The 20666-nt window shown below is 69.0% G+C and carries 18 protein-coding genes; 8 read left to right on the top strand and 10 right to left on the bottom strand.

All coding sequences use genetic code 11. The annotated features are described in order from the left end of the window. The first annotated feature begins 9 nt into the window (after positions 1–9). The 4 genes from ABZD10_RS00615 (at position 10) to ABZD10_RS00600 (ending at position 5420) form a co-directional block, all read left to right on the top strand. Complete coding sequence (locus tag ABZD10_RS00615) at positions 10–291, top strand: acyl carrier protein (RefSeq protein ID WP_372884161.1); 282 nt, start codon at positions 10–12, stop codon at positions 289–291. 37 nt (positions 292–328) lie between these two features. Continuing rightward, positions 329–1933: an alkaline phosphatase family protein gene (locus tag ABZD10_RS00610; RefSeq protein WP_372884160.1), complete on the top strand. Its 1605-nt coding sequence runs from the start codon at positions 329–331 to the stop codon at positions 1931–1933. 108 nt (positions 1934–2041) lie between these two features. Continuing rightward, positions 2042–2947 carry an alpha/beta fold hydrolase gene (locus tag ABZD10_RS00605; RefSeq protein ID WP_372884159.1) on the top strand — a complete coding sequence of 302 codons (906 nt, stop codon included), beginning with the start codon at positions 2042–2044 and terminating at the stop codon, positions 2945–2947. Between the two features lie 184 nt (positions 2948–3131). Continuing rightward, positions 3132–5420, top strand: coding sequence for a M10 family metallopeptidase C-terminal domain-containing protein (locus tag ABZD10_RS00600; protein ID WP_372884158.1), 2289 nt, complete (start codon positions 3132–3134; stop codon positions 5418–5420). A gap of 45 nt (positions 5421–5465) precedes the next feature. Here the strand turns inward: ABZD10_RS00600 and ABZD10_RS00595 are convergent, their stop codons facing one another. From ABZD10_RS00595 to ABZD10_RS00560, 8 genes are all read right to left on the bottom strand, one after another. Then, positions 5466–6497, bottom strand: coding sequence for a PHB depolymerase family esterase (locus ABZD10_RS00595; RefSeq protein WP_372884157.1), 1032 nt, complete (start codon positions 6495–6497; stop codon positions 5466–5468). A gap of 11 nt (positions 6498–6508) precedes the next feature. Continuing rightward, positions 6509–7999: a hypothetical protein gene (locus ABZD10_RS00590; protein WP_372884156.1), complete on the bottom strand. Its 1491-nt coding sequence runs from the start codon at positions 7997–7999 to the stop codon at positions 6509–6511. A gap of 17 nt (positions 8000–8016) precedes the next feature. Then, the gene (locus ABZD10_RS00585) at positions 8017–8355 is read right to left on the bottom strand and encodes a hypothetical protein (RefSeq protein ID WP_372884155.1); all 339 of its coding nucleotides are present in this window, start codon (positions 8353–8355) and stop codon (positions 8017–8019) included. 5 nt (positions 8356–8360) lie between these two features. Further along, positions 8361–9317, bottom strand: coding sequence for a sulfotransferase (locus ABZD10_RS00580; RefSeq protein WP_372884154.1), 957 nt, complete (start codon positions 9315–9317; stop codon positions 8361–8363). A 127-nt stretch (positions 9318–9444) separates the two neighbouring features. Further along, positions 9445–10029, bottom strand: coding sequence for a hypothetical protein (locus ABZD10_RS00575; RefSeq protein ID WP_372884153.1), 585 nt, complete (start codon positions 10027–10029; stop codon positions 9445–9447). Between the two features lie 72 nt (positions 10030–10101). Beyond that, complete coding sequence (locus ABZD10_RS00570) at positions 10102–11325, bottom strand: hypothetical protein (RefSeq protein ID WP_372884152.1); 1224 nt, start codon at positions 11323–11325, stop codon at positions 10102–10104. Positions 11326–11616: 291 nt separating this feature from the next. Next, the gene (locus ABZD10_RS00565; protein WP_372884151.1) at positions 11617–12447 is read right to left on the bottom strand and encodes a sulfatase-like hydrolase/transferase; all 831 of its coding nucleotides are present in this window, start codon (positions 12445–12447) and stop codon (positions 11617–11619) included. 108 nt (positions 12448–12555) lie between these two features. Next, on the bottom strand, positions 12556–13635 hold the full coding sequence (locus tag ABZD10_RS00560) for a tetratricopeptide repeat protein (RefSeq protein WP_372884150.1): 1080 nt from the start codon (positions 13633–13635) through the stop codon (positions 12556–12558). Between the two features lie 293 nt (positions 13636–13928). Here ABZD10_RS00560 and ABZD10_RS00555 point away from each other — a divergent pair, with 293 nt between their 5' ends. After that, positions 13929–15221: a M10 family metallopeptidase gene (locus tag ABZD10_RS00555; RefSeq protein ID WP_372884149.1), complete on the top strand. Its 1293-nt coding sequence runs from the start codon at positions 13929–13931 to the stop codon at positions 15219–15221. Positions 15222–15331: 110 nt separating this feature from the next. Here ABZD10_RS00555 and ABZD10_RS00550 read toward each other — a convergent pair whose 3' ends face one another. After that, positions 15332–15991 carry an ABC transporter ATP-binding protein gene (locus ABZD10_RS00550; protein WP_372884148.1) on the bottom strand — a complete coding sequence of 220 codons (660 nt, stop codon included), beginning with the start codon at positions 15989–15991 and terminating at the stop codon, positions 15332–15334. 5 nt (positions 15992–15996) lie between these two features. Then, the gene (locus ABZD10_RS00545; RefSeq protein WP_372884147.1) at positions 15997–17220 is read right to left on the bottom strand and encodes a capsule biosynthesis protein; all 1224 of its coding nucleotides are present in this window, start codon (positions 17218–17220) and stop codon (positions 15997–15999) included. An 88-nt stretch (positions 17221–17308) separates the two neighbouring features. On the opposite strand from ABZD10_RS00545, the gene ABZD10_RS00540 reads away from it, so the two are divergent. The 3 genes from ABZD10_RS00540 to ABZD10_RS00530 form a co-directional block, all read left to right on the top strand. Next, positions 17309–18133 (top strand): ABC transporter permease, encoded by an 825-nt coding sequence (locus tag ABZD10_RS00540; protein ID WP_372884146.1) that lies wholly within the window; start codon positions 17309–17311, stop codon positions 18131–18133. A 9-nt stretch (positions 18134–18142) separates the two neighbouring features. Beyond that, the gene (locus ABZD10_RS00535) at positions 18143–19141 is read left to right on the top strand and encodes a glycosyltransferase (protein WP_372884145.1); all 999 of its coding nucleotides are present in this window, start codon (positions 18143–18145) and stop codon (positions 19139–19141) included. A gap of 113 nt (positions 19142–19254) precedes the next feature. Further along, a partial coding sequence (locus tag ABZD10_RS00530; protein ID WP_372884144.1) for a hypothetical protein occupies positions 19255–20666 on the top strand: 1412 nt, incomplete at its 3' end.

Below are 20666 nucleotides of genomic sequence, written 5' to 3'. Positions count from 1 at the left end.
GAGCAACCGATGTTGCAGTCTGTAGATATTGAAAACCGTCTGATCGCGACGCTGCAGGATTTCATCGCCGACTGGGGGGTCGAGATCGACATCGACCGCGACACCACCCTGGTCGCGGATCTGGAGTTCGACTCGATCGACATCATTCAGCTGATCGTCGCCATCGAGACCGAGTTCGGCAAGCGCAGCCCGGGATTCCAGGAACTGCTGATCCGCGACGGGCGCTATGTCGACGATCTCGGTGTCGGCACGATCGCCGATTTCCTGGCCACCGGCACCATCCCCGCCTGAGCCCGGCCAGGCCCCAGATTTAAGCAGGAAAATTGACATGACGAAAACCGTGCTGATCGGCCTCGATGGCGCCACCTTCACCGTTCTTTCGCCCTTTATCGACGGCAGCGCCCCCGAGGGCGTGGTGATGCCCTTCCTCGCCGGCATGGTTGAAAACGGCTTCTCGGCCACCCTGGCCTCGACCGCGCATCCGCTGACCCCGCCGGCCTGGACCACGGTGGCCACCGGGCGCACCCCCGGCGCCCATGGCATCTATGACTTCGTGCGCTTCGAGGACATGGGCGACGACATGTATTTCACCCTCTATGATGCCCGCGACATCCGCGTCGACACATTGTGGGAGATCGCCTCGCAGCAGGGTTCGACCGTGGCCTCGCTGAACTTCCCGATGATGGCGCCGCCGCCGGCGGTCAATGGCACGCTGATCCCCGGCTTCGTGTCGTGGAAACACCTGCGCCGCAACATGTACCCGAGCACGCTTTTCGACCGTGTCGCCGCGATCCCGGGTTTCGACCCCAAGGAGCTGTCGTGGGATTTCGAACGCGAGGGGCAGATCGGCGAGCTGATGGAAGACGGCGAATTGCTGCGCTGGGTCGAGAACCACCTGCCGCGCGACCGCCAGTGGTACAATATCGCCAGCCACCTGATGCAGGCGGACAACCCCGACCTGATGGCGCTGATGCTGGATGGCACCGACAAGATCCAGCACCAGGCCTGGCATATCCTCGACCCCGAGATCTGGAACCCCGAGACCGCCAGCCCCGAGGCGCGGGCGGTGCGCGAGGTGGTGGTGCAGTATTTCCGCGACGCCGACGACTATATCGCCCGGCTGGCGCAGGCCGCCGGCCCCGAGGCGCATGTGATCATCGTCTCGGACCACGGGTTCACCGGCTCCAGCTTCGTGGTGCGCATCAACGCCTATCTCGAAGAGCTGGGCCATCTGAAATGGCGCCCCGCCGATGACAGCGCCGCCGGCAAGCGCCGCGACATGGCCAATTTCGCCAATCTCGACTGGACCGACACCCAGGCCTTCTGCCCGACGCCCTCGTCGAACGGTATCGTCATCCGCCGCCAGTCGGAGAAATGCCCCAACGGCGTGCCCGCCGATCACTACGAGGCCTTCCGCGACCGGCTGATCGAGGATCTGCTGCAGCTGCAGGACCCCGAGACCGGCACCCGTGTCATCACCAATGTGCTGAAACGCGAAGACGCCTTCCCCGGCGCCGCCATGGGCGAGGCCCCGGACCTGACCCTGGAACTGGTCGATCACGGCTTTGTCTCGGTGCGCAACCGCAAACCCTCGGTGGTCACCCGCCCGGTGCCCTTCGGCACCCACCACCCGGACGGGATTTTCATCATGTCCGGCCCCGGCGTCACCGCCACCCGTGGCCGCGCGATGTCGATCGTCGACACCACCGCGATCATGGCCCATTCGATGGGGCTCGAGGTGCCGGCCGAGTTCGAGGGCAAGATCCCGGCCACCCTCTATGATCCCGACTGGCGGGCCGAGAACCCGGTGAAGAAAGCCAAGCCGGTGACCGCGCCGGCGGCGGCGAAACCGCGCCCGGCCGAGGAGGCCTCGGCGGCCCAGAAGGAAGAGATGCTCGCCCAGCTCAGGCTGCTGGGTTACATTGAGGACTGATCCGTGGCAGCATGCCGGCCGGGCCCGGAACCGGGCCGGGGCGGGCTGACCGGGGCCCGCGCGGGATGGCCCCGGGAGAGGGCGGCCCGCTGGTGAAGTGAGGGCCGAATGAGCTTTGTTTCAGTCAACGGTGTCCGGCTCAACGTGGTCGAGATGCCGCAGCGCTCGCGGCGCCGCAAGCCGGGGCTGCCGATCGTGCTGGTGCACGGGCTCGCCGCCTCCTCGGCCTTCTGGTATGCCGCCGGGGCACCGGCGCTGTCGCTCCTGGGGCCCTGCATGGCCTATGACCTGCGCGGCCACGGCAAGAGCGCCCGCCCCGACAGCGGCTATTCGGTCACCGACATGGCGCAGGATCTCGAGGCGCTGATGGATGATCGCGGCATCGAGCGCGCCGACCTGGTGGCGCATTCCTTCGGCGGCATGGTGACGCTGCTCTTTGCCCTGCGCCACCCCGAACGGGTGCGCAGCCTGGTGCTGGTGGATGTCCGGGTGCGCCCGCTGCAGGCCACGGTCGACGTCAAGCTGCCCCGGGTGCCGCCCGGGGTCGCCCGCCGCCTCGAGGCGCTCGGCTTCGACCTCGAGGCCCTGGCCCGGGCCGACGACGGCATGGACTACCTGAATTTCGTCGCCCGCATCCAGCTCGAGGCCGGCCCCGAAGAGGCCGCCGGGCTGCTCAAGGCGCTTTACCGCCATTCGCTGCTGTTCCGCACCCCCAAGGCGGCGCGGCGCTGGATCGAACTGACCGAGCGCGCCTCGCTGGTGGCCGACATCCAGGGTGACGATCCTTTCGACAGGGCCGATCTGCGCCGCCTGCAACAGCCGGTGCTGACCCTGGTCGGCGGCCGCTCGACGACGCTGGCCTCGGCCCGGGGCCTGGCACGGATCTGCCCGCAGGCGACGCTGAAGGTGGTGCCCGATGTCGGGCATTTCTTCCCGGTGTCCAAGCCCAAGCTGTTCCTGCAACCGACCCTGCGCTTCCTGCATGCGGTGGCCCGGAACGAGGCCGACGGCTGAGCCCCGGCGCGGCGCCGGCCACCGCCTGTCCCGCACCCTCTTACCATAATACTGATTATTGGCCTTTCGATTTGCGGTGAATTCTCCGCAAGCTCCGCAATTCGGACACATTGCGGCGACCCGGTCTTAAACCCCGGCTGACAGGCTGAGCGGCACCGAGGAAACCGCGAACCGGGGGGTGCCCGTGCCGGAACTGGAACTGCAGGCCCATGTCGACGATCCCGCCGCCAGCTACCTGGCCGGGATCTGCGACCTCGAGCTTTACCACGGCCCCGAGGGGCTGTTCCTCTATGCCACCACCCGCGGCGGCGGCGGGCTGACGGTCTTCGAGATCACCGGGAGCGGCCTGGTGCTGCGCGACCAGCAGGCGCTGCCGGTCCAGGGGCTGCTGGTGCCCGGCAGCGATCTCGAACTGCTGGAGATCGGCGGCGCCACCACCGCCCTGGTCAGCGGGATCGGCCTGGCCAGCCCGCCGGCCTGGCAGCTGAGCGGCGATGGCGGCTTCGGCGCCGCTGGCGGCCTCGGGCCCGGGTTCGACGGCATGGCGGCGCAGTATTTCGCCGTCGAGGTGGCGGGCGAGACCTATCTCTATGCCAGCTGGGCCGGCAGCAGCCGGATCTCGGCCTATCAGCTGGCGGGCGACGGCAGCCTGACCCTGATCCACGACACGCCGGCGACGCCGGTGGCGGGGATCGGCACGGCGGATTTCGCCAGTCTCGAGGTCGCGGGCACGGTCTATCTGCTGGCCGCGATGAGCGCCGAGGACCGGGTGGTGGCCTATGCGATCGGCGCCGATGGCGCGCTGGTCGAGACCGGCAGCGCCGGCGCCGCCACCGGGCTGCCGATCGCCGACCCGGTGGCGCTGACCGCGCTCACGCTCGACGGCACCGGCTATGTGGTGACCGCCGCCGCCGGCAGCAGTTCGCTGACCGTGCTGCGGCTCGACGCCGAGGGGCAGCTGATCGCCACCGACCAGGTGATCGACGGTCTCGAGCAGCGGTTTTCCGGCGCCTGCCAGCTGGAAAGCCTGGTGGTGGACGGGCGCGCCTATGTGCTGGCGGCGGGCGATGACGACGGGCTGAGCCTGTTCCAGATCCTGCCCGACGGGCGGCTGCTGCATCTCGACAGCCTTGCCGACAGTGACCAGATGGGGCTCGCCGGGGTCAGCGCCCTGGCGATGGGCGAAAACGACGGGGTGCTGGAGATCTATGTCGCCAGCGGCGCCGAGGCGGGGCTGACGGTGCTGAGCTACGACCCCGGCCCGGTGGGGCTGACGCTGAGCGGCGGCGATGCCGGCGAGCGGCTGGCGGGCGGCGCCGATCACGACATCCTCTACGGTGCCGGCGGCGACGACACGCTGCTGGGCGGCGCCGGCGACGACGTGCTGATCGACGGCACCGGCAGCGACCTGCTGAGCGGCGGCGAAGGCGCCGACATCTTCGTCATGACCCATGACGGGGAGCGCGACCGGATCACCGATTTCGACCCCGCCGAGGACCGGCTCGACCTCTCCGCCCTGCCCCTGCTGCACGACGCCGATCAGCTGACGGTGATCCCGGTGCCCGGCGGCGCCGATCTCTATTTCGCCGACGAGCTGCTCGAGATCCGCACCCTCGACGGCAGCAGCCTCGAGGCGGCCGAGGTCGCCGAGTGGAGCCTGGTGCCGCTGGACCGGGTGCCGCTGGCGCCGACGCTGCCGCCGCAGCCGCAGCAGGGCACGCCGGGGCCCGACCGGCTGCTGGGCGGCAGCGGCGACGACATCCTCTATGGCCACGGCGGCGCGGATCTGCTCGAGGGCGGCGACGGCGACGACCGTCTCGAGGGCGGCGAGGGCGACGACACGCTGGTGGGCGGGCGCGGCAGCGACACGCTGCTGGGCGGCGCCGGCAGCGACACGGCAAGCTATGCCACGGCCCCCGGCGCGGTCACCGCGCGGCTTGACGGCGGCGCCGGCACCGGCATGGCCACCGGCGACAGCCTGAGCGGGATCGAGAACCTGATCGGTTCGCCCTATGACGACGCGCTGGTCGGCAGCCGCGACGCCAATGCCCTGTCGGGGGCGGAAGGCGACGACCTGCTGCTTGGCCAGGGCGGCGGCGACCGGCTCACCGGCGGCACCGGGCGCGACATCCTGCTCGGCGGGACGGGCGGCGACCGGCTCACCGGCGAGTCCGGGCGCGACATCCTGCTCGGCGGCAGCGGCGACGACCTGCTGGACGGCGGCCGCGGCGCCGATGTCTTCATCTTCCAGGGCGGCAGCGACCGGATCACCGATTTCGAGGACGACCGCGATCTCCTGGTGCTCGACCGCGCCGCCCTCGGGCTGGCGCCGGACAGCGGCGCCGGCGATCTCGCCGCGCTGGCGACCCCGGTCGCCGAGGGCCTGCTGCTCAGCTTCGCCGACGGCAGCAGCCTGACCCTCGAGGGGGTCGACAGCCCCGCCCTTCTGGCCGATGACCTGCTGCTGATCTGACCCCGGCGCCACAGGGGGCCGGGGGTGCCGGAGGCCGGGCGGCGGCTAATGGTCGAGGAAGAACCGCGCGATATGGCGGCTGGCGTCGAAATCGCGCGAGACATAGATGCCGCGCCGGCGCTGGCGCTCGGTGCGCGCGACCCCCGGCCAGGCATGGCCGCCGCCCTCGACCAGGCAGAACTGCACCCGGGTCTCGCCGGCGGCGTCGCGGAAGCTCTGGCAGGTGGTGTCCGGCGCCGGGCGCGTGGTCTCGGCGGGGCTGTCGCAGCCATTGGCGCGTTTGAAGATCTCCAGCCCCCGCGCCACCGGCGGCCAGTCGGCGCCATTGGCCGAATAAAGCCCGCGCCCGCCCTCGAGCGGCACGTTCTCGTCGTCGCTGCCGTGGATGTGCAGCAGCGCCACCGGCGCCCCCTCGGGGCAGAGATCGGTCGAAAACGTACCCGCCACCACGGCGATGGCGGCGATGCTGTCCGGGGCGGCGCAGGCCAGGCGATAGGCCATCATGCCGCCCTTGGAGACCCCCATGGCAAAGACCCGCCCCGGCGCGACGCCGGATTCGAACCGGGCAAAGCGGATCAGGTCGACCAGAAAGCCGAGGTCATCGACCTTCCTGACCTCGGCGGCGCCGAGCCGGGTCACGCTGTCGGCGTTCCAGCCGCCGCGCCGGGTCAGCCAGGACCAGGCGCCATAGCCCTGCGGGGCGACGATCACGAAGCCATGGGTATTGGCCATCTGCACCGCCCCCACCGCATGGGCGAATTGCAGCGCGTTGCCGCCGCCGCCGTGCAGCACCAGCAGCACCCCGGTGGCGCCGCCGCGTTTCGCCGCCGGCGGCATGTAGAAATGGAACCGCCGCTTGCGCCCGCCCGAGCGCAGGGTCAGGGTCTCGACCCCGAAGCCGGCGGCCTGTTTCTCCAGCGGGCTGAGCCCGCCGAGAAAGGGCGGCAGCGCATCGCCCACCGCATGCACCGTGAGCTGGTCGCCCCCGGGCGGCGGCCGCAGCCGCTGCCAGCCGGCCCAGGCGGCCAGCAGCAGCAGCGCCGTCACCAGTAACGCAAGACCCAGGGTTCCCAACACAGCGCTCCCCTTCATGCCCCCGGTTTCGACGGCGACCCGAGCCAGATCTCGCAGCCGCCGTCGGGATTGTCGTGATAGGCGAAATCCTCGCCGCTCCCGAGGCCGATGCGCGGCCCGAAGGGGTTGACGAAGCCCACCGCCAGCCCGTGCGGCGTCGATTGCAGGGTGCGGATGCCGTAATTGTACCTGTTGCCAAAGCCCCGGCGGTCGACCGGCAGCCAGTTCTCGCCATCGGCGCTGCGGAACAGTTCGGCGCCGCTCTGCACCGCCATGAACTCCTCGAGGCCGAAACGCTCGAGCCCGCGGCGCATGGCGCCGGGCCAGTTGCCCATTTCCGAATAGGGCAGCATCGTCGACCAGTCGAGCGTGCCCAGATAGAGCCAGCCGTCATGGCTGGCCATGCGCCAGAAATAGCCGTTGAAGATGCTGCCGAACCCGGGGCGGAAGGCCGATTTCGGCATTTTCATCCCGTCCATCGTGTAGCGCGGCGAGCCGACGATCAGATCCCAGGAACCGTCCTCCTGGATGCGGATCAGCTCGGGGCCGGCCGGGCCGGTGCCGGTGACCATGTCGACGCCGCCATGCTGGATGCCGCCGCCGGCGTAAAGCGCCCCGTTGTGGACGCAGAACGAGGCCACGCCCTGGTTGAGCGAGCCGCGGAAGGCGCCGTCGAAGATGATCCGCTCCCAGTGGTAGGGCGGCGGCCCCTCGGCGCGCGAGCGCCAGATCTGGAAGCCGTTCAGGGTCGCGGTGCCGGCATAGATGTAATCGCCAAAGCCGATCATCTCGAAGATGCCGAGGTTGCTGGGGTCGCCGAAGGCCGGCGGGTTGGCGATCTGCCACTTGCCGTTGACCGGGTCGTCGCTGACATAGATCGAGGCATTGCCCGACAGGTTGGGATCGCCGCCGGCGCGGCCGGTGGGGCTGGTGAACAGCTTGCCCTTGAAGGGGATCAGCAGCCGCAGGGTGATGATCGACTTGTCGAACCCCTCGGGCATCGGGATTTCCTCGAAGCTGCGGCCATCGAGCGAGCGCAGGATGCGGGTGCCATGGGCGCGCGCCGGGGCATAGGTGGCGACATAGAGACAGTCGTCCTCGTCCGAGGCGCCGCGGAACACGCACATGCCGCGATAGCCGAGCTCGCGCGGCAGGGTCTCGTCGCCGGACTGGATATGCGGCGAGCGCCAGTTCAGCCGCCAGCCGGCGTTCTCGCCGGTGCCCTCCTGATGCAGCGGGTCGTATTCCCAGATCTGCGCCCGCATGTCGAGGTCATAGACATAATCGGGGCATTCGATCGGCCAGCGGTCCATGCGTTTCTTGATCTTGGAGACCTTGAACAGGCACAGGTTCGAGCGGGTGGTGCCGACGATCAGCCGGTCGCGGAACCAGGCCATGGAATGGGGATAGGAATTATAGGCATCGCCGATGCCGTTGCGGGCGATACGGGTGAAATCGGCCCGGGCCAGGCCGGGGCGGGTGATCTGCTTCTGCGCCGGGACCATCGTCAGGGACCCCCGGCTCAGACGATGACGCGCGACAGGTTGGGGTCGCCGCCATTGAGCAGTTCCAGCTCGTCCAGCGTTTCCTCGAGCAGGATCTCGAGCACCAGGGCCATCTTTTCCAGCTTCTCGCGATAGGCCAGCTCCTCGGCATTGGCCTGCTGCTTGGCGCTGGGGCGTTCGGCGGCGAACTGGTCGCGCAGCTCCTCCCAGACCGAGACCGCCAGTTCGGACAGTTTGGGATGGGCCATGATGTCGGTCAGCTTGAGACCGGCGGCTTCGTCACTGATTTCGCCGGCGCCGAACTCGGGGCCGACAAACTCGCGGTAGGCGGGGGCTCTGAGCGGTTTGAATTCCATCGCGGTCAATATCCCAGGGCCTCGGCCAGCGCCACCACCCGGGGGTGCAGCGGCGCCCGGTCCTCGCGCCACGGCAGGGCGCTGTCCAGCGGCGGGCTCTTGACGTTGCCTTCGCGCAGCGCCGGCGCGTTGAGGAAATTGACGTCATTGCCCAGGGGCGCGTTCGAGGGGCCGATGTTGGAATAGGCCGAATCCTCGGGCCGGCGCATGGCGGCGATCGCCTCGGGGGCGTCGGAAATGCCCAGCCAGCGGCACAGCGCCGGCAGGCTGTCGTCGAGATTGCTGAGAAACGCCTCGCCGCGGATGGTGATGAACTGCTCATCGGGCAGACTGTCGAGAAAGCGCAGGATCTGGACCTGGGTGTCGTGCCACATGATCTGCGGCTCCAGCGCCGCCTTGGCGCCGCGGTGATCGACCGAGTTGATCGCCAGCAGCACCCCGACCCCGCCCTTGGCATTCAGCACCGACTTGCACTGCGACACCGGGTTGCGCACCAGATGGATGAAGCGCGCCCCGGGGCAGGCCTCGAGGATGCGCTGCATGTATTCCTGCTTGCGCAGCACCGCCGGGCTCTTCTCGACGATCTGCAGCGGCGCCACCTTGGCGCAGAGCTCGCGGAACACCTCGACCGCGCTCTGGCTCTCGCGCGCCTTCAGCCAGCGCTCGGCCATGGCCACCGACTGCACGGTCTGCTCGCCGGAATACAGCTCGGCCACGGTGCGCAGCAGCCCGTGGCGCATCGCCGCCCAATAGGGCGACTTCTTGCGCCCGTCGGCGCCCTGGCCCGAGTTGAACTCGGCAATGGTCTCGCATTGGAACAGGTTCAGCTCCGGCACCCCGTAAAGCTCGGGGTGCTGGCCGATCATCGCCGCCACCAGCGAGGTGAACGACCGCGGCGCCGCCAGGATGAAGACCGGCCGCGCCATGTCGGGGCCGGCATCGGCGATGGCTATCTCACTCAATTCAATCCTCCGGGGTTCAAAATCCGGTCAGCCTGGCGGCGTGGCGGGCGCGGGCAATATCCGGGCCCGATGATGCATTTAGGGACCGGGGCGGCGAAAACAACGCCGCCGGCGCGGTCCCGGCGGTCTACTTGCCCTTGACGACACGGTTGGCGGCGCCCGAGAGCACGCGCAGCTTGTCGAGGCTGGCGCCGGCGATCACCGCCTCTTCGCCGCCCTTGGGGGTCAGGAAGCTGAGCAGCATCTTGGCGACCTTGGCCCCCTTCTGCTCGGGGTGGGCGGCGCGGCGATGCAGTTTCTGCATCAGGTCCTGCACCCCCTGCTCGCTGAACTGGGTGCCCGGCACCATCTTGGTGTCGCTGCCCGCGCTCTGGGTCAGGATGCCGTAGATCTGGGTCAGGATCTTGCCGTGCAGCTTGGAGGGCGCGCCGCCGCCGAGAAAGGCCGCCAGCCCGCCGCCGCCGCCGCCCGTGCCGTCGTCACCGCCGGCGGCCGCCGGGGCCGGGTCGGGGATCGTCTGCAGCGCCGCGCGCCGCGCCTTCAGCGCCTTCAGCCGGGTGCGCGCATCGGCCGAACGGTCGGCCCGCGCCGCGGCCGGGGCCGGCGGCGTGGTTTCCGCCTTGGCGGCGGCCCCGGTTTCCGTCTTGGGGGCCGCCTTGGCGGCGGCCCTGGGCTTGCGCTTGCTGGTCTTGGTCGTCTTCTTCACCGCCATTGTCTCGGCTCCCTGATCTGCTTGCTTCCGGGCCACGTGCCGCGCCCCGCGATCGGCCTCATCCGGCCGGCGTCACGCCGCCACCGCGACAAGGGTCAGCGGCAGGCCCGCCCTGCCCGGCCCCTCGTGGCCGACCGCCAGCCCCTCGGGGGTCACGGCAAGGCTGGTGACCGCGCCGCAGGTCACGGGCAGCGCCATCTCGACCGCGCTCCATTCGCCGAGATCGCGCGAGACGAACAGCCGCGCCCGGCCCCGGTACTCGCGGAAATCGGCAATGATCGCCGCCCGGTCGTCGATGGTCTCGCCGGCGAAATCCTGCACCAGCGCATAGACCGGCCCGCCCTCCGCGTCCGCCGGCGCCGCGATTGCCTGCACGGCGCAGTTCACCGCCGCGTCGAAACCCGGCCCCTGCATCGAGGCCGGCACCTTCAGCCCGTCGGGCGAGAACCGCGGCTGGCCGACCAGCAGGTCCCAGCCCTCGGGCATCAGCAGCAGCATCTCGCCGCCCCAGTTGCCAAGCATCACCGAGCTGTCGTTCAGCGCCGCCGAGCCCAGCAGCAGCCCCGCGCCGGTCGGGCAGGCGGCGGCATAGGCGGCATCGAGGGCAAAGCGATGCGCGCCGCGCGCCAGCAGCGGCTGCGGCGCCGGGCTGGCCTCGGCAAGGTCGAGGGCGACGACATCGGCCCCGGCGCGCACATCCGCCACCAGAAGGCAGAGCCGCCCCTGCCAGAACACCAGCCCCGAGATCATCCGCCCGGCGCGCAGCTCCAGCGCCGCCAGGTCGGCGCGGCGCACCGCGCCGTCGCCGCCGGCCCAGCTCAGCCGCTGGCACAGTTCCTCGTCCGCGACATATTCCTCCAGCACCGCAAGGGTGCCATCCTGCGCGGCCAGCGCCGAGACATAGCCCTGGCAGGCCGCGCTCAGCGCCCCGGCCGCCGGTGCGAGGCCGGGGTCGATGGCCTCGATCCGGGTCGTCTCGAGCCCGTTGACCACCACCGCGCCGAGATCCCGGTCGCAGAGGCCGAACAGGGTCGCATTGCCCATCGCCAGCCCCGCTTCGCCCAGCCCCGCTTCGCTATGGTCGAAAACCGTCTCTTCGCCGCCATCGGCGCGGCGCAGCACCACCCGCAGCCCGTGGCGCGCCCCCTCCGGGTCGGCGCCCGGAGCGGACCATTGCAGGCAGCAGAGCAGCCCCTCGGGCGTGGCGCGCAGGCCGCGCATGATCACGGTTTCGGCGCGGGCCGCGAAATCTTCGCCCAATTCATTGAAATTGTCTGATTTATTCACTTTTTGCATACCATTCTGCAATTCGGACCATCGGCGGCGCCGCCGCGGGGCCGATCCATTTCAACTCAATCGGGCCCGCAAAGCGCCCTGCCCGGCGTACCAATCCCGGCGCGGGCATCCGTGCTCGCAGAGGGCGCGGCCGCGGCGGGCCGGCACTTTCTGCATTTCGCAAGCAATATGCGCGCAATGGCCCCCTGTCGCAAGCCTTTCCGTGGTTTGCCGGCGGCAGTCCGGGTCCGGGCCGGGTCCGGCCTGCTCAGGGTCTGCTCAGGGCCGGATCAGGGGCCGATCAGGGGCCGATCAGGGGCGGTGCGCCTCGAGGAAGGGCACTTCGAAGACTTTCTCGTGCATCACCGGCCCGTGGCCGAAGAAATCGCCCTCGCCGAAACATTCGCCGTGGTCCGAGGTGATGATGACATGGGTGTTGCGCGGGCATTTGGCCAGCAGCTCGGCGATCAGCCCGTCCACATGTTCGACGCAGCGCACCTGCTGCTCGTGCAGCATCGCCATATCCTCGGCCGAGAAGAACTCGGGCTCGCCGCCGCTGTCGTCCGAGCTGCGCAGCACCGCCCCGTCCATGCCCTTGACCACCCCGTGCACGCCCGAGATGCGCGGCAGCGACTCGTCCTTCAGCATATAGGGGTAATGGGTCTCGCCGAGGTTGAAGAAGTAATAGGAGGGCTGCTCGGCGGAAAACTCGACCAGATCGACCATGGCGGCGAAATCATTGTGATCCGGCATCAGCTGGTAATCGTCGAAAAAGCGCGAGAACGGGGTGAAGGGGTTGAGCACCGGCATCGAGACCCGGCCCACCGTGCGATAGCCTTGGCTCTGCAGCATCTTGGCCAGGCTCAGCTCGGGCACGAAAGAGGTGAACGACAGGTCGGGAATGTCGAGCCGGTCGACCCAGAGCGCATATTCCTGCTTGTAGACCTCCGAGGCCAGCACCTTGGTCGGCGCCTTATGGGCCACCTGGCCGAGAAAGATCGAATGGTGCGAGGGGGCGGTCCAGGAGGCATAGCTCCAGCGGCTCTCGCCGATGGCGAGACGGTCCATGTTGGGGGTTTTGGCGCGCGCGTAGCTGTCATAGCGGCAGCTGTCCATCACGATATAGACAAGGTTGTTGGGCATCTGAGGGTCCGATTGAGCGATCGTTGACACCGCGCGGCTCTGGCGCGGCCTTTGAGCCGGGGACGCCCGCCGCCGCAACAGGGCCGGCGGCGGGCGCGCCTGCCGGCGCTAGTCCGTGGTCCGGCGCTTGCGGCGCAGCTCCTTGAGGCGCGCCATGATCATCTTGCGGGCATGGCTGCTCCACAGCCGGGCGCGCTCCTCGACGCCCTTGCAGCGGGCCTCGGCGCGGGCCGCGACCGGCTCGACCCGGGCCGCCTCGCAGGCGGCGCGATACTGTTCGACCGCCTCGCCGGGGTTGCCCTTGGCGAGCGCGATGTCGCCGCGCAGCTTGCCGGCCACCGGGGTGACGACGCGGCGGTCGCCGAGGGTGGCGATCAGCGCCTCGGCCTCGCGCAGCTGGCGGTTGGCGATCAGCGCCGAGATATAGAGCACCCGGTCGTCGGGGCGGGTCGACCCCTCCTCGATGATATGGCGGTACTGCACCACCGCGGCCTCGGTGCGGCCGGACTGGAAGGCGATGCGGGCCAGGCGCCGGGCGCGGGCCAGATCCTCGGGGTGGTCCTTGGCATCCTGCTCGACGAAGCGATAGGCCTCTTCCTCGCGCCCTTCCGAGCGCATCAGCCGCAGGAAGGCCTTGCAGGCGGTGTCATGTTTGGCATTGCGCAGCAGCACCGATTTCAGCAGCGCGATGGCGCCCTCGCGGTCGCCCTGCTTGAGGTGGATCCGCAGCTTCATCTCCTCGGCCCGCGCGTCATCGGGCTTCAGGGTCAGGATGTGGTCGGCGACCTTCTGCGCCGCGTCATACTCTCCGGCGGCATAGCGGATCGACAGGATGCCGTGATGGGCGCGGCGCGAGGAGGCGTCGAGCGCGATCGCCTCGGCAAAGCATTTCTCGGCCGCCGCGTGGTCCTTCTTGCGCAGGAAGACCAGCCCCAGCCCGTTCAGCGGCTCGACCTGCATCGGTTCGATCTGGCGCGCCTTTTCACAGGCCCGCACCGCGTCGTCCAGCTTGCCCTGTTTCAGCAGGATGCGTGAGAGGACGATGAAGGCCTCGGAGGATTTCGGCTTGTTCTGCAGGAATTCCACCACCAGCTGCTCGGCGGCGGGGGCGCCGGATTCCCGGCCCACGGCGACGATCTCGGCCAGCCGGCGGCGGTCTTCCTTGTTTCTGACTTCTGGCTTGTTCAAGAAATTACACTCCGACAATTACATGGGACGGGTTACCATTTTCAAAATCGACCTTGCAAATTTCGCAACCGCGCCGAATGGGCCCATATGTACAGGCTTTGCCCCCGATGAGAACCGGGATTTTAGGTGGCACACAGAATCTTGTCCATAGGAGCCGTTCTGCCGCCCCCGGGGGCAATGGTTGACTTTGCCGGCAGGGCGCGCAAAGTGGGGGCAGCCGGTGCCGGCGCCGCAGGTGCGGCCGCGGTACCAAAGTCATTTCACGAAGTCATGAGAATTTAGGGGAGTGGAAAATGCGCAAGGCATTGCTCAAGAACAAGGCATCGCTCAGCACGATCATGGATGGCGGCACCTCCGATTACACGGATGCCATCGACTGGGGCGGCACCAGCGTCGACAGCGGCGAGATCAACGGCGACGGCGACATGGTCATCGAATATTACTTCATGCCCGGCACCGGCCTGTTCGGCGGTTTCATGCCGCGCATGGAGTGGACCGACTACGAGAAACAGCAGGTCGAGATCGCCTTCGACACTTTCGAGGCGATCATCGACGTCGAATTCGTCGAGACCGCCAACCCGGATGATGCCGAGTTCAAGCTCAACAAGGTCAATTCCTTCGGCCTCTTCCTCGGCGTCTTCAACCCCCCCGGCACCCCCGGCGCCGGCTCGGGCGGCTTTGCCGGCGAATCCGATTTCTGGGATGCCGGCGACGCATTCGGCAACCCGACCAACGGATCGCTGGAACAGGGCGGCTTCGGCTTCATCACCCTGATCCACGAGTTCGGCCACGGCCTCGGCCTGGCGCATCCGCATGATGACGGCGGCGGCTCGACGGTGCTGCCCGGGGTCTCCAATTCCGGCGATACCGGCACCGGCGATCTCAACCAGGGCGTCTACACGATGATGTCCTATGTCGACGGCTGGGCCACCCACCCCGACGGGCCGCTGAACCCCGGCACCACCCCGGACCACGGCTGGGTCGGCACGCCGATGGCGGTCGATGTGGCCCTGTTGCAGCACAAATACGGCGCCAATGACGATTACGCCACCGGCGATGACATCTATTACCTGCCCGGCTCCAACGCGGCCGGCACCTTCTACAGCTGCATCTGGGATGCCGGCGGCAATGACACCATGGCCTATGTGGGCAGCGACAATGTGGTCATCGACCTGCGCGACGCGACGCTGCAGCTGGAAGAGGGCGGCGGCGGCTGGATCTCCTATGCCGAGGGCATCCATGGCGGCTATACCATCGCCCATGGGGTCTCGATCGAGAACGCCATCGGCGGCGACGGCAATGACGCGCTGATCGGCAACGAGGCCGACAATGTGCTGACCGGCGGTCTCGGCGCCGACACTTTCATCTTCGACAGCAGCGGCGGCGGCTATGACGAGATCACCGATTTCACCCAGGGGGTCGATGTGATCGACGTCTCGGGCATGGGCCGCATCCGCAAGCGCGACGTCGCGGTCAGCCATGACGGCGACGGCGATGTCGAGCTGCAGATCTTCGGCACCCAGACCATCAACCTGACCGGCCTGTCCTTCTCGGATCTGTCGCTGTCGGACTTCGTGCTCGCCTGAGCCCGGCGCGGGGGCCGCACCGGCCCCCGATCTCCCCCCCGATCGCCCCCCGGCAGCCTCTGCCGGCAGGCTGGCCGCGGGGGGGGCTCTGCAAGCCCTCTGCGGCCTGTTCAACCGCCGCGCAGCATCTCCTGATGCAGCGCGATACCCTCTTCGACATCCTCGAAATAATGCAGGTTGCCGTTCTCCAGCACCGCCGCGGCGCTGCAGATCTCGCGCACCATGGGGATCGAGTGGCTGACGAAGACCACCCCGGCATTCTGCATCCGCGCCCGCAGGTAGTCGGTGCTCTTGCGCCGGAAGGCGGCATCGCCGACCGAGGTCACCTCGTCCAGAAGATAGGTGTCGAAGGGGATCCCCATCGAGACCCCGAAGGCCAGCCGCGAGCGCATCCCCGAGGAATAGCTGCGGAAGGGGCGGTGGAAGGCGCGGCCCAGCTCGGCGAAATCGGCGACGAAATCCAGCAGCGCATCGCTTTCGATCCCGTAGATGCGGGCCACGAAACGCACGTTCTGGGCCCCGGTCAGATCGGGGTGGAACGAGCCGGCGAAACCCACCGGGAAGGAAATGCTGCCATCCGAGAGGATCTCGCCCGAGGTCGGCGTGATGGTGCCGGCGATCATCTGCAGCAGGGTCGACTTGCCGGCCCCGTTGCGCCCCAGCAGCCCGACCGCGGCCCCGGTCGGGAAACAGGCGTTGACCCGGTCGATCACGGGGTTGCGCTCGCCGTTGACGACAAAGCTCTTGCACAGATCCCGGAAGACAATCATCGCCGCTAGCGCCGGTCCTTGAGACTGTAGGCAACCAGGGTCAGGATCGCCCAGATCAGCACCAGGAACAGCCCGATCAGGAACAGCAGCACCCCGCGCTGCGGATATTCGGCCTGCTCGGCCCGGGTCGGGGCGATATGGGCCGCCAGATAGCGGCTCTGGCGCCGCGCCTCGGCCTGGGCGGCATCGAAGGCGGCCAGCGCCACGGTATAGGATTGTTCGGCGAACTGCTGGTCGACATAGAGGCTCTCGTATTCGCCGACCAGGGTGGCAAAGGCCACGGCCTCGTCGCCCTCGCCGCCGATGCCGAGCTTCCTGCGCTCGGCCTCCATGCGGGTCTCGATCACCGCCACCTTGCGCTCGGCCTGGGTGACGCGCGGGTCGCCCTCATGGGTGGTCTGGCTGAGGATGTCGAGCTCGATCAGGGTCTCGGCCAGCTGCGCCTGCAACGAGGACAGCAGCCCCACCTGGCCCTGGATATCGGCCTGCGGATCGACGATCTGGGTGCGGTTGCGGAAGGCGGTCATGGCGGCGCGGGCGGCTTTCAGCCGCGCCACCGCGCCGGCCAGTTCCTCGCGCGAATAGTGGATCGCATCCTCGCGGGCGATCGCCGACAGCCGGTTGATCATCGCCGAGCTCTCGGCATAGACCGCCTCGGCGATCAGCGTCGCATCTTGCGGGGTGAAGGCGCGCACCTCGAGATCGATCAGCCCGGTGCCGGAATCATTGTAGACCTTGACCATGCGGGTCCAGTAATCCAGCAGATCCTCGATGGTGCCCGGCCCGTGATAGGCAAACACCGGGTCGCGGCCGGGGTCGGCCTTGGCCCAGAGGGCGCGCAGATCGAGCCGGGCGTCGATGGTCGCCACCAGCCCCTGGCTCTGGATGAACTTGTAGAGAATGTCGGTATCCGAAGAGCTCGAGCCCGACAGCGCCCCCAGCCCGCCCAAGAGATCCATCGCCGAGCTGGCCTCTTCGGTGCGCACCGAGAACCCGGCATAGGAGGCATATTGGTCGCTGGCCCGGGTCCACAGATACCAGGCGCTGAGCAGCACCGGCAGCAGCACCATCAGCGCGAAACTGAGCGCGACGCCGTGGTGGCGGCGGCGCATCCGGGCAGCGGGGGCCGGCGGCGGCACCGCGATGGGCGCGGCGGCGGGGCGCGGCGGATCCTGGTTGGCGGCCTTCTGGGGCGGCACGGGCGGTTTGGACGGCGCGGGCGTGGTCACGGGCAGGCCTCGAAAGGAACAATTGAATAACTGGGGGCAGTCCTACATAAAAGGACGATAAAACACCAGTTTGTCAATTTGGTCCCCAATGCATAGCGCCGACACCTCCACCGGCCCGGACCGGGTTCTGAAATCCATCGCCCAGCCGCGCCGCCTGGCCAGCCTGCGGGCGATCATGGCGATGATGCTGCGCGAGATGGCCAGCAGCTACGGCCGCTCGCCGGGGGGCTACCTGTGGGCGATCCTCGAACCCGCCGCCGGCATCCTGCTGCTGGCGCTGCTGTTTTCCCTGGCCTTCGACGCGCCGCCGCTGGGGCAGAATTTCTCGATCTTCTACGCCACCGGGGTGGTGCCCTTCTTCGCCTTCAACGAGGTCGCCAACAAGACCGCCGCCGCGCTGCAGTATTCGCGCCAGCTGCTGGCCTATCCGCGGGTCACCTTCATGGATGCCATCCTCGGCCGCTTCCTCCTCAACTTCCTGACCCAGATGCTGGTCGGCTATGTGGTGCTGAGCGGCATCCTGCTGCTGTTCGAGACCCGCACCCTGATCGACTTTCCCGGCATCGCCCTGGCCTATGCGATGCTGGCGGCGCTGTGTTTCGGGGTCGGCACGCTGAACTGCTTCCTGTTCCTGCGCTTCCCGGTCTGGCAGCGCGCCTGGGCGATTATCACCCGCCCGCTGATGATCGTCTCGGGGGTCATCTTCCTGTTCGCCACCATCCCCGAGCCCTATCGCGGCTATCTGTGGTACAATCCGCTGATCCACATCATCGGCCAGATGCGCAAATCCTTCTACATCAGCTACAGCGGCGATTACGTCAGCCCGGCCTATGTCATCGGCTTCGGCCTTTGCGGCGCCCTGATCGGGCTTTTGTTCCTGCGCCGCTACTACCGCGACCTGTTGACCCGCTGAGCGATGCCGATGCCTGCCGCCCCCCTGTCCGGTGCCCCGCCCGGTGCCCTGTCCGGCGCCCTTTCCGGTGCCCCGCATGTGCATATCCTGATGTGCACCTACAACGGCGCCGCGCATCTGCAGGAACAGCTCGACTCCTTCCTCGCCCAAGAGCATGCCGCCTGGTCGCTCTGGGTCAGCGACGACGGCTCGCAGGATGCCACCCGCGCCATCCTCGGGCGTTTCCGCGCCGCCCATCCGGGGCGCGACATCCGCCTCATCGACGGGCCCTGCCGCGGCCATGCGGCCAATTTCATGTCGCTGCTCGCCCATCCCGAGCTGCCCGCGACCACCACCGTGGCGCTGTCGGATCAGGACGATGTCTGGCTGCCGCACAAACTGTCACGCGGGCTGGCGCAGATCGCCGCCCGGCCGCAAGGCGCCGGCGCGGCGCCGGTCGTCTACGGCTGTGGCAGCCTGCGCGTCACCGCCGATCTGGCGCCGATCGATGCCGCCCCCCTGCCCCGGCGCGGCCCCGGCTTTGCCAATGCGCTGGTGCAGAACGTGCTGCCCGGCAACTGCATCCTGCTGCCCCCGGCGGCGCTGGCGCTGCTGCGCCGGGGCCCGGCGCCCGAGGCGCCGCCGCCCTTCCACGACTGGTGGATCTACCTCCTGCTGACCGGCGCCGGGGCCGAGGTCATCCTCGATCCCGAACCCGGCATCCTCTATCGCCAGCACCCCGAGAACGTGCTTGGCGCCCATCGCGGCCTGGCCGCCGCCGGGGCGCGGCTGACCCTGGTGCGCCAGCGCCGCTACCAGGGCTGGATCCGGGCCAACCTGGCGGCGCTGCAGCGCCGCCAGGACTGTCTGACCGCCGACAACCGCGCCCTGCTGGCGGCGGTCGTCGCGGCGCTCGACGGCCCCGGCGGCCCGGCCCGGGCGCGCGCCTTCCGCCGCCTCGGGCTGCACCGCCAGACGCCGCGCGAGAACCTGCTGCTCTACGGGCTGGTGCTGTGCGGCTGGGTCTGAGCGCCGCGGCGGCGCCACAAGCCGGCTGGATTTTGGCGCCCGGGCTGGGTAAAGACGTCACAGCACCGCATTGCAAACCGATCCTTTCCCCCCCTTTGTTCAAAAGCCGATAGATGTCCCCAGCCAAAGCCGATCCTGCCCCCGCCGGCGCCCCTTCCGCCGCCGACACCGGCCCCGACACCGGCCCCGAAACCGGCGCCGATCGCAGCTGCCTTCTGATCCTCGGCATGCACCGTTCGGGCACCAGCGCCCTGACCCGGGTGCTGAACCTTCTGGGCCATGCGCTGCCCGAGCGGCTGATCGGCGCCCTCGAGGGCAACGAGGCCGGCCATTGGGAGCCCGAGAACGTGGTCCTGTTCAACGACCGGATGCTCGCGGCGATGCAGTCGTCATGGCATGATTTCAGGGCCCTGCCGCCGGCCCGGCTGAGCCCGGCGGAGATGACCACCGCCCGCCGCCAGCTGGTCGACCTCCTGGGGCGGGAATATGGCGAGCGAAAGCGGATCGTGCTGAAGGATCCGCGGATCTGCCGCCTGGCGCCGCTCTATCTCGAGGCGCTGGACGCGCTCGGCTACCGGGTGGTGCCGATCATCGCCTTCCGCAACCCGGCCGAGGTGGTGCGCTCGCTGCGCAAGCGGCGCTCGAACTGGCCCGAGGGGCTGGGCGACTCGCAGGCCGCCCTGATGTGGCTGCGCCACGTGCTCGAGGCCGAGGCGGCGACACGGGGGCGGGCGCGCGCCTTCTGCGACTATGACGCGCTGATGAAGGACTGGCAGTCGGAACTGCCGCGCCTCGCCCGCCAGGGCGGGTTCGATTTCGCCGAACCGCTGACCGGCAGCGCGCCGATCATCGAGGAGTTCCTCAGCCCGCACCTGCGCCACGAGGAAGAGCGCGACGAGGAGATTTCCGGCCGCCCGGCGCTGCGCGGCTGGGTCCACGAGGCCCATGACGCGCTGCACCGGCTGGTGCTGCAGCCGGCCTCGGCGCCGGCGCAGGCGGCGCTGGACCGCATCGGCGCCGCCTTCGATGCCGCCGAGCTGCCGCTCAGCGACCTTTCCGAGGCCAGCGCCGCGACCATCCGTGCCGGCGCCGGCGCCCTGCGCGCCCAGTCGGAGGAGACCCAGGCGCAGCGTCAGATGCTGGAGGCCGGCGCGCAGCGCATCACCGCGCTGGAACAGCGCCGCGAGGGCCAGGATCAGCAGATCGCAGAGCTGAATGCCGCCCTGGACCAGACCCGAAAGCAGGCCCGGGAACAGAGCCGGGCGCACATCCGCGCCCTGGAGGATGCGGCCGCCGCGCACCGCGCCGCACAGGACGAGATACAGACCGCACACCGGGCCGAAGTGGACGCGATACAGACCGCGCACCGGGCCGAAGTGGATGCGATACAGACCGCCCATCGCGCCGAACAGGCCCGCATGCGCTGGCAGGCGGGCAAGATCGACGAGCTGAACGGGCTGTTTCACGACCGCAACCTGCGGATCGACCGGCTGAAGCTGGCGCTGGAGCATCAGCGCGCCGAATT

Source organism: Shimia sp. (assembly GCF_041624275.1).
Lineage (GTDB): Bacteria > Pseudomonadota > Alphaproteobacteria > Rhodobacterales > Rhodobacteraceae > Shimia.
Note: the sequence above shows the minus strand (reverse complement) of the source record. Positions and strands in the feature narration are given on the sequence as shown.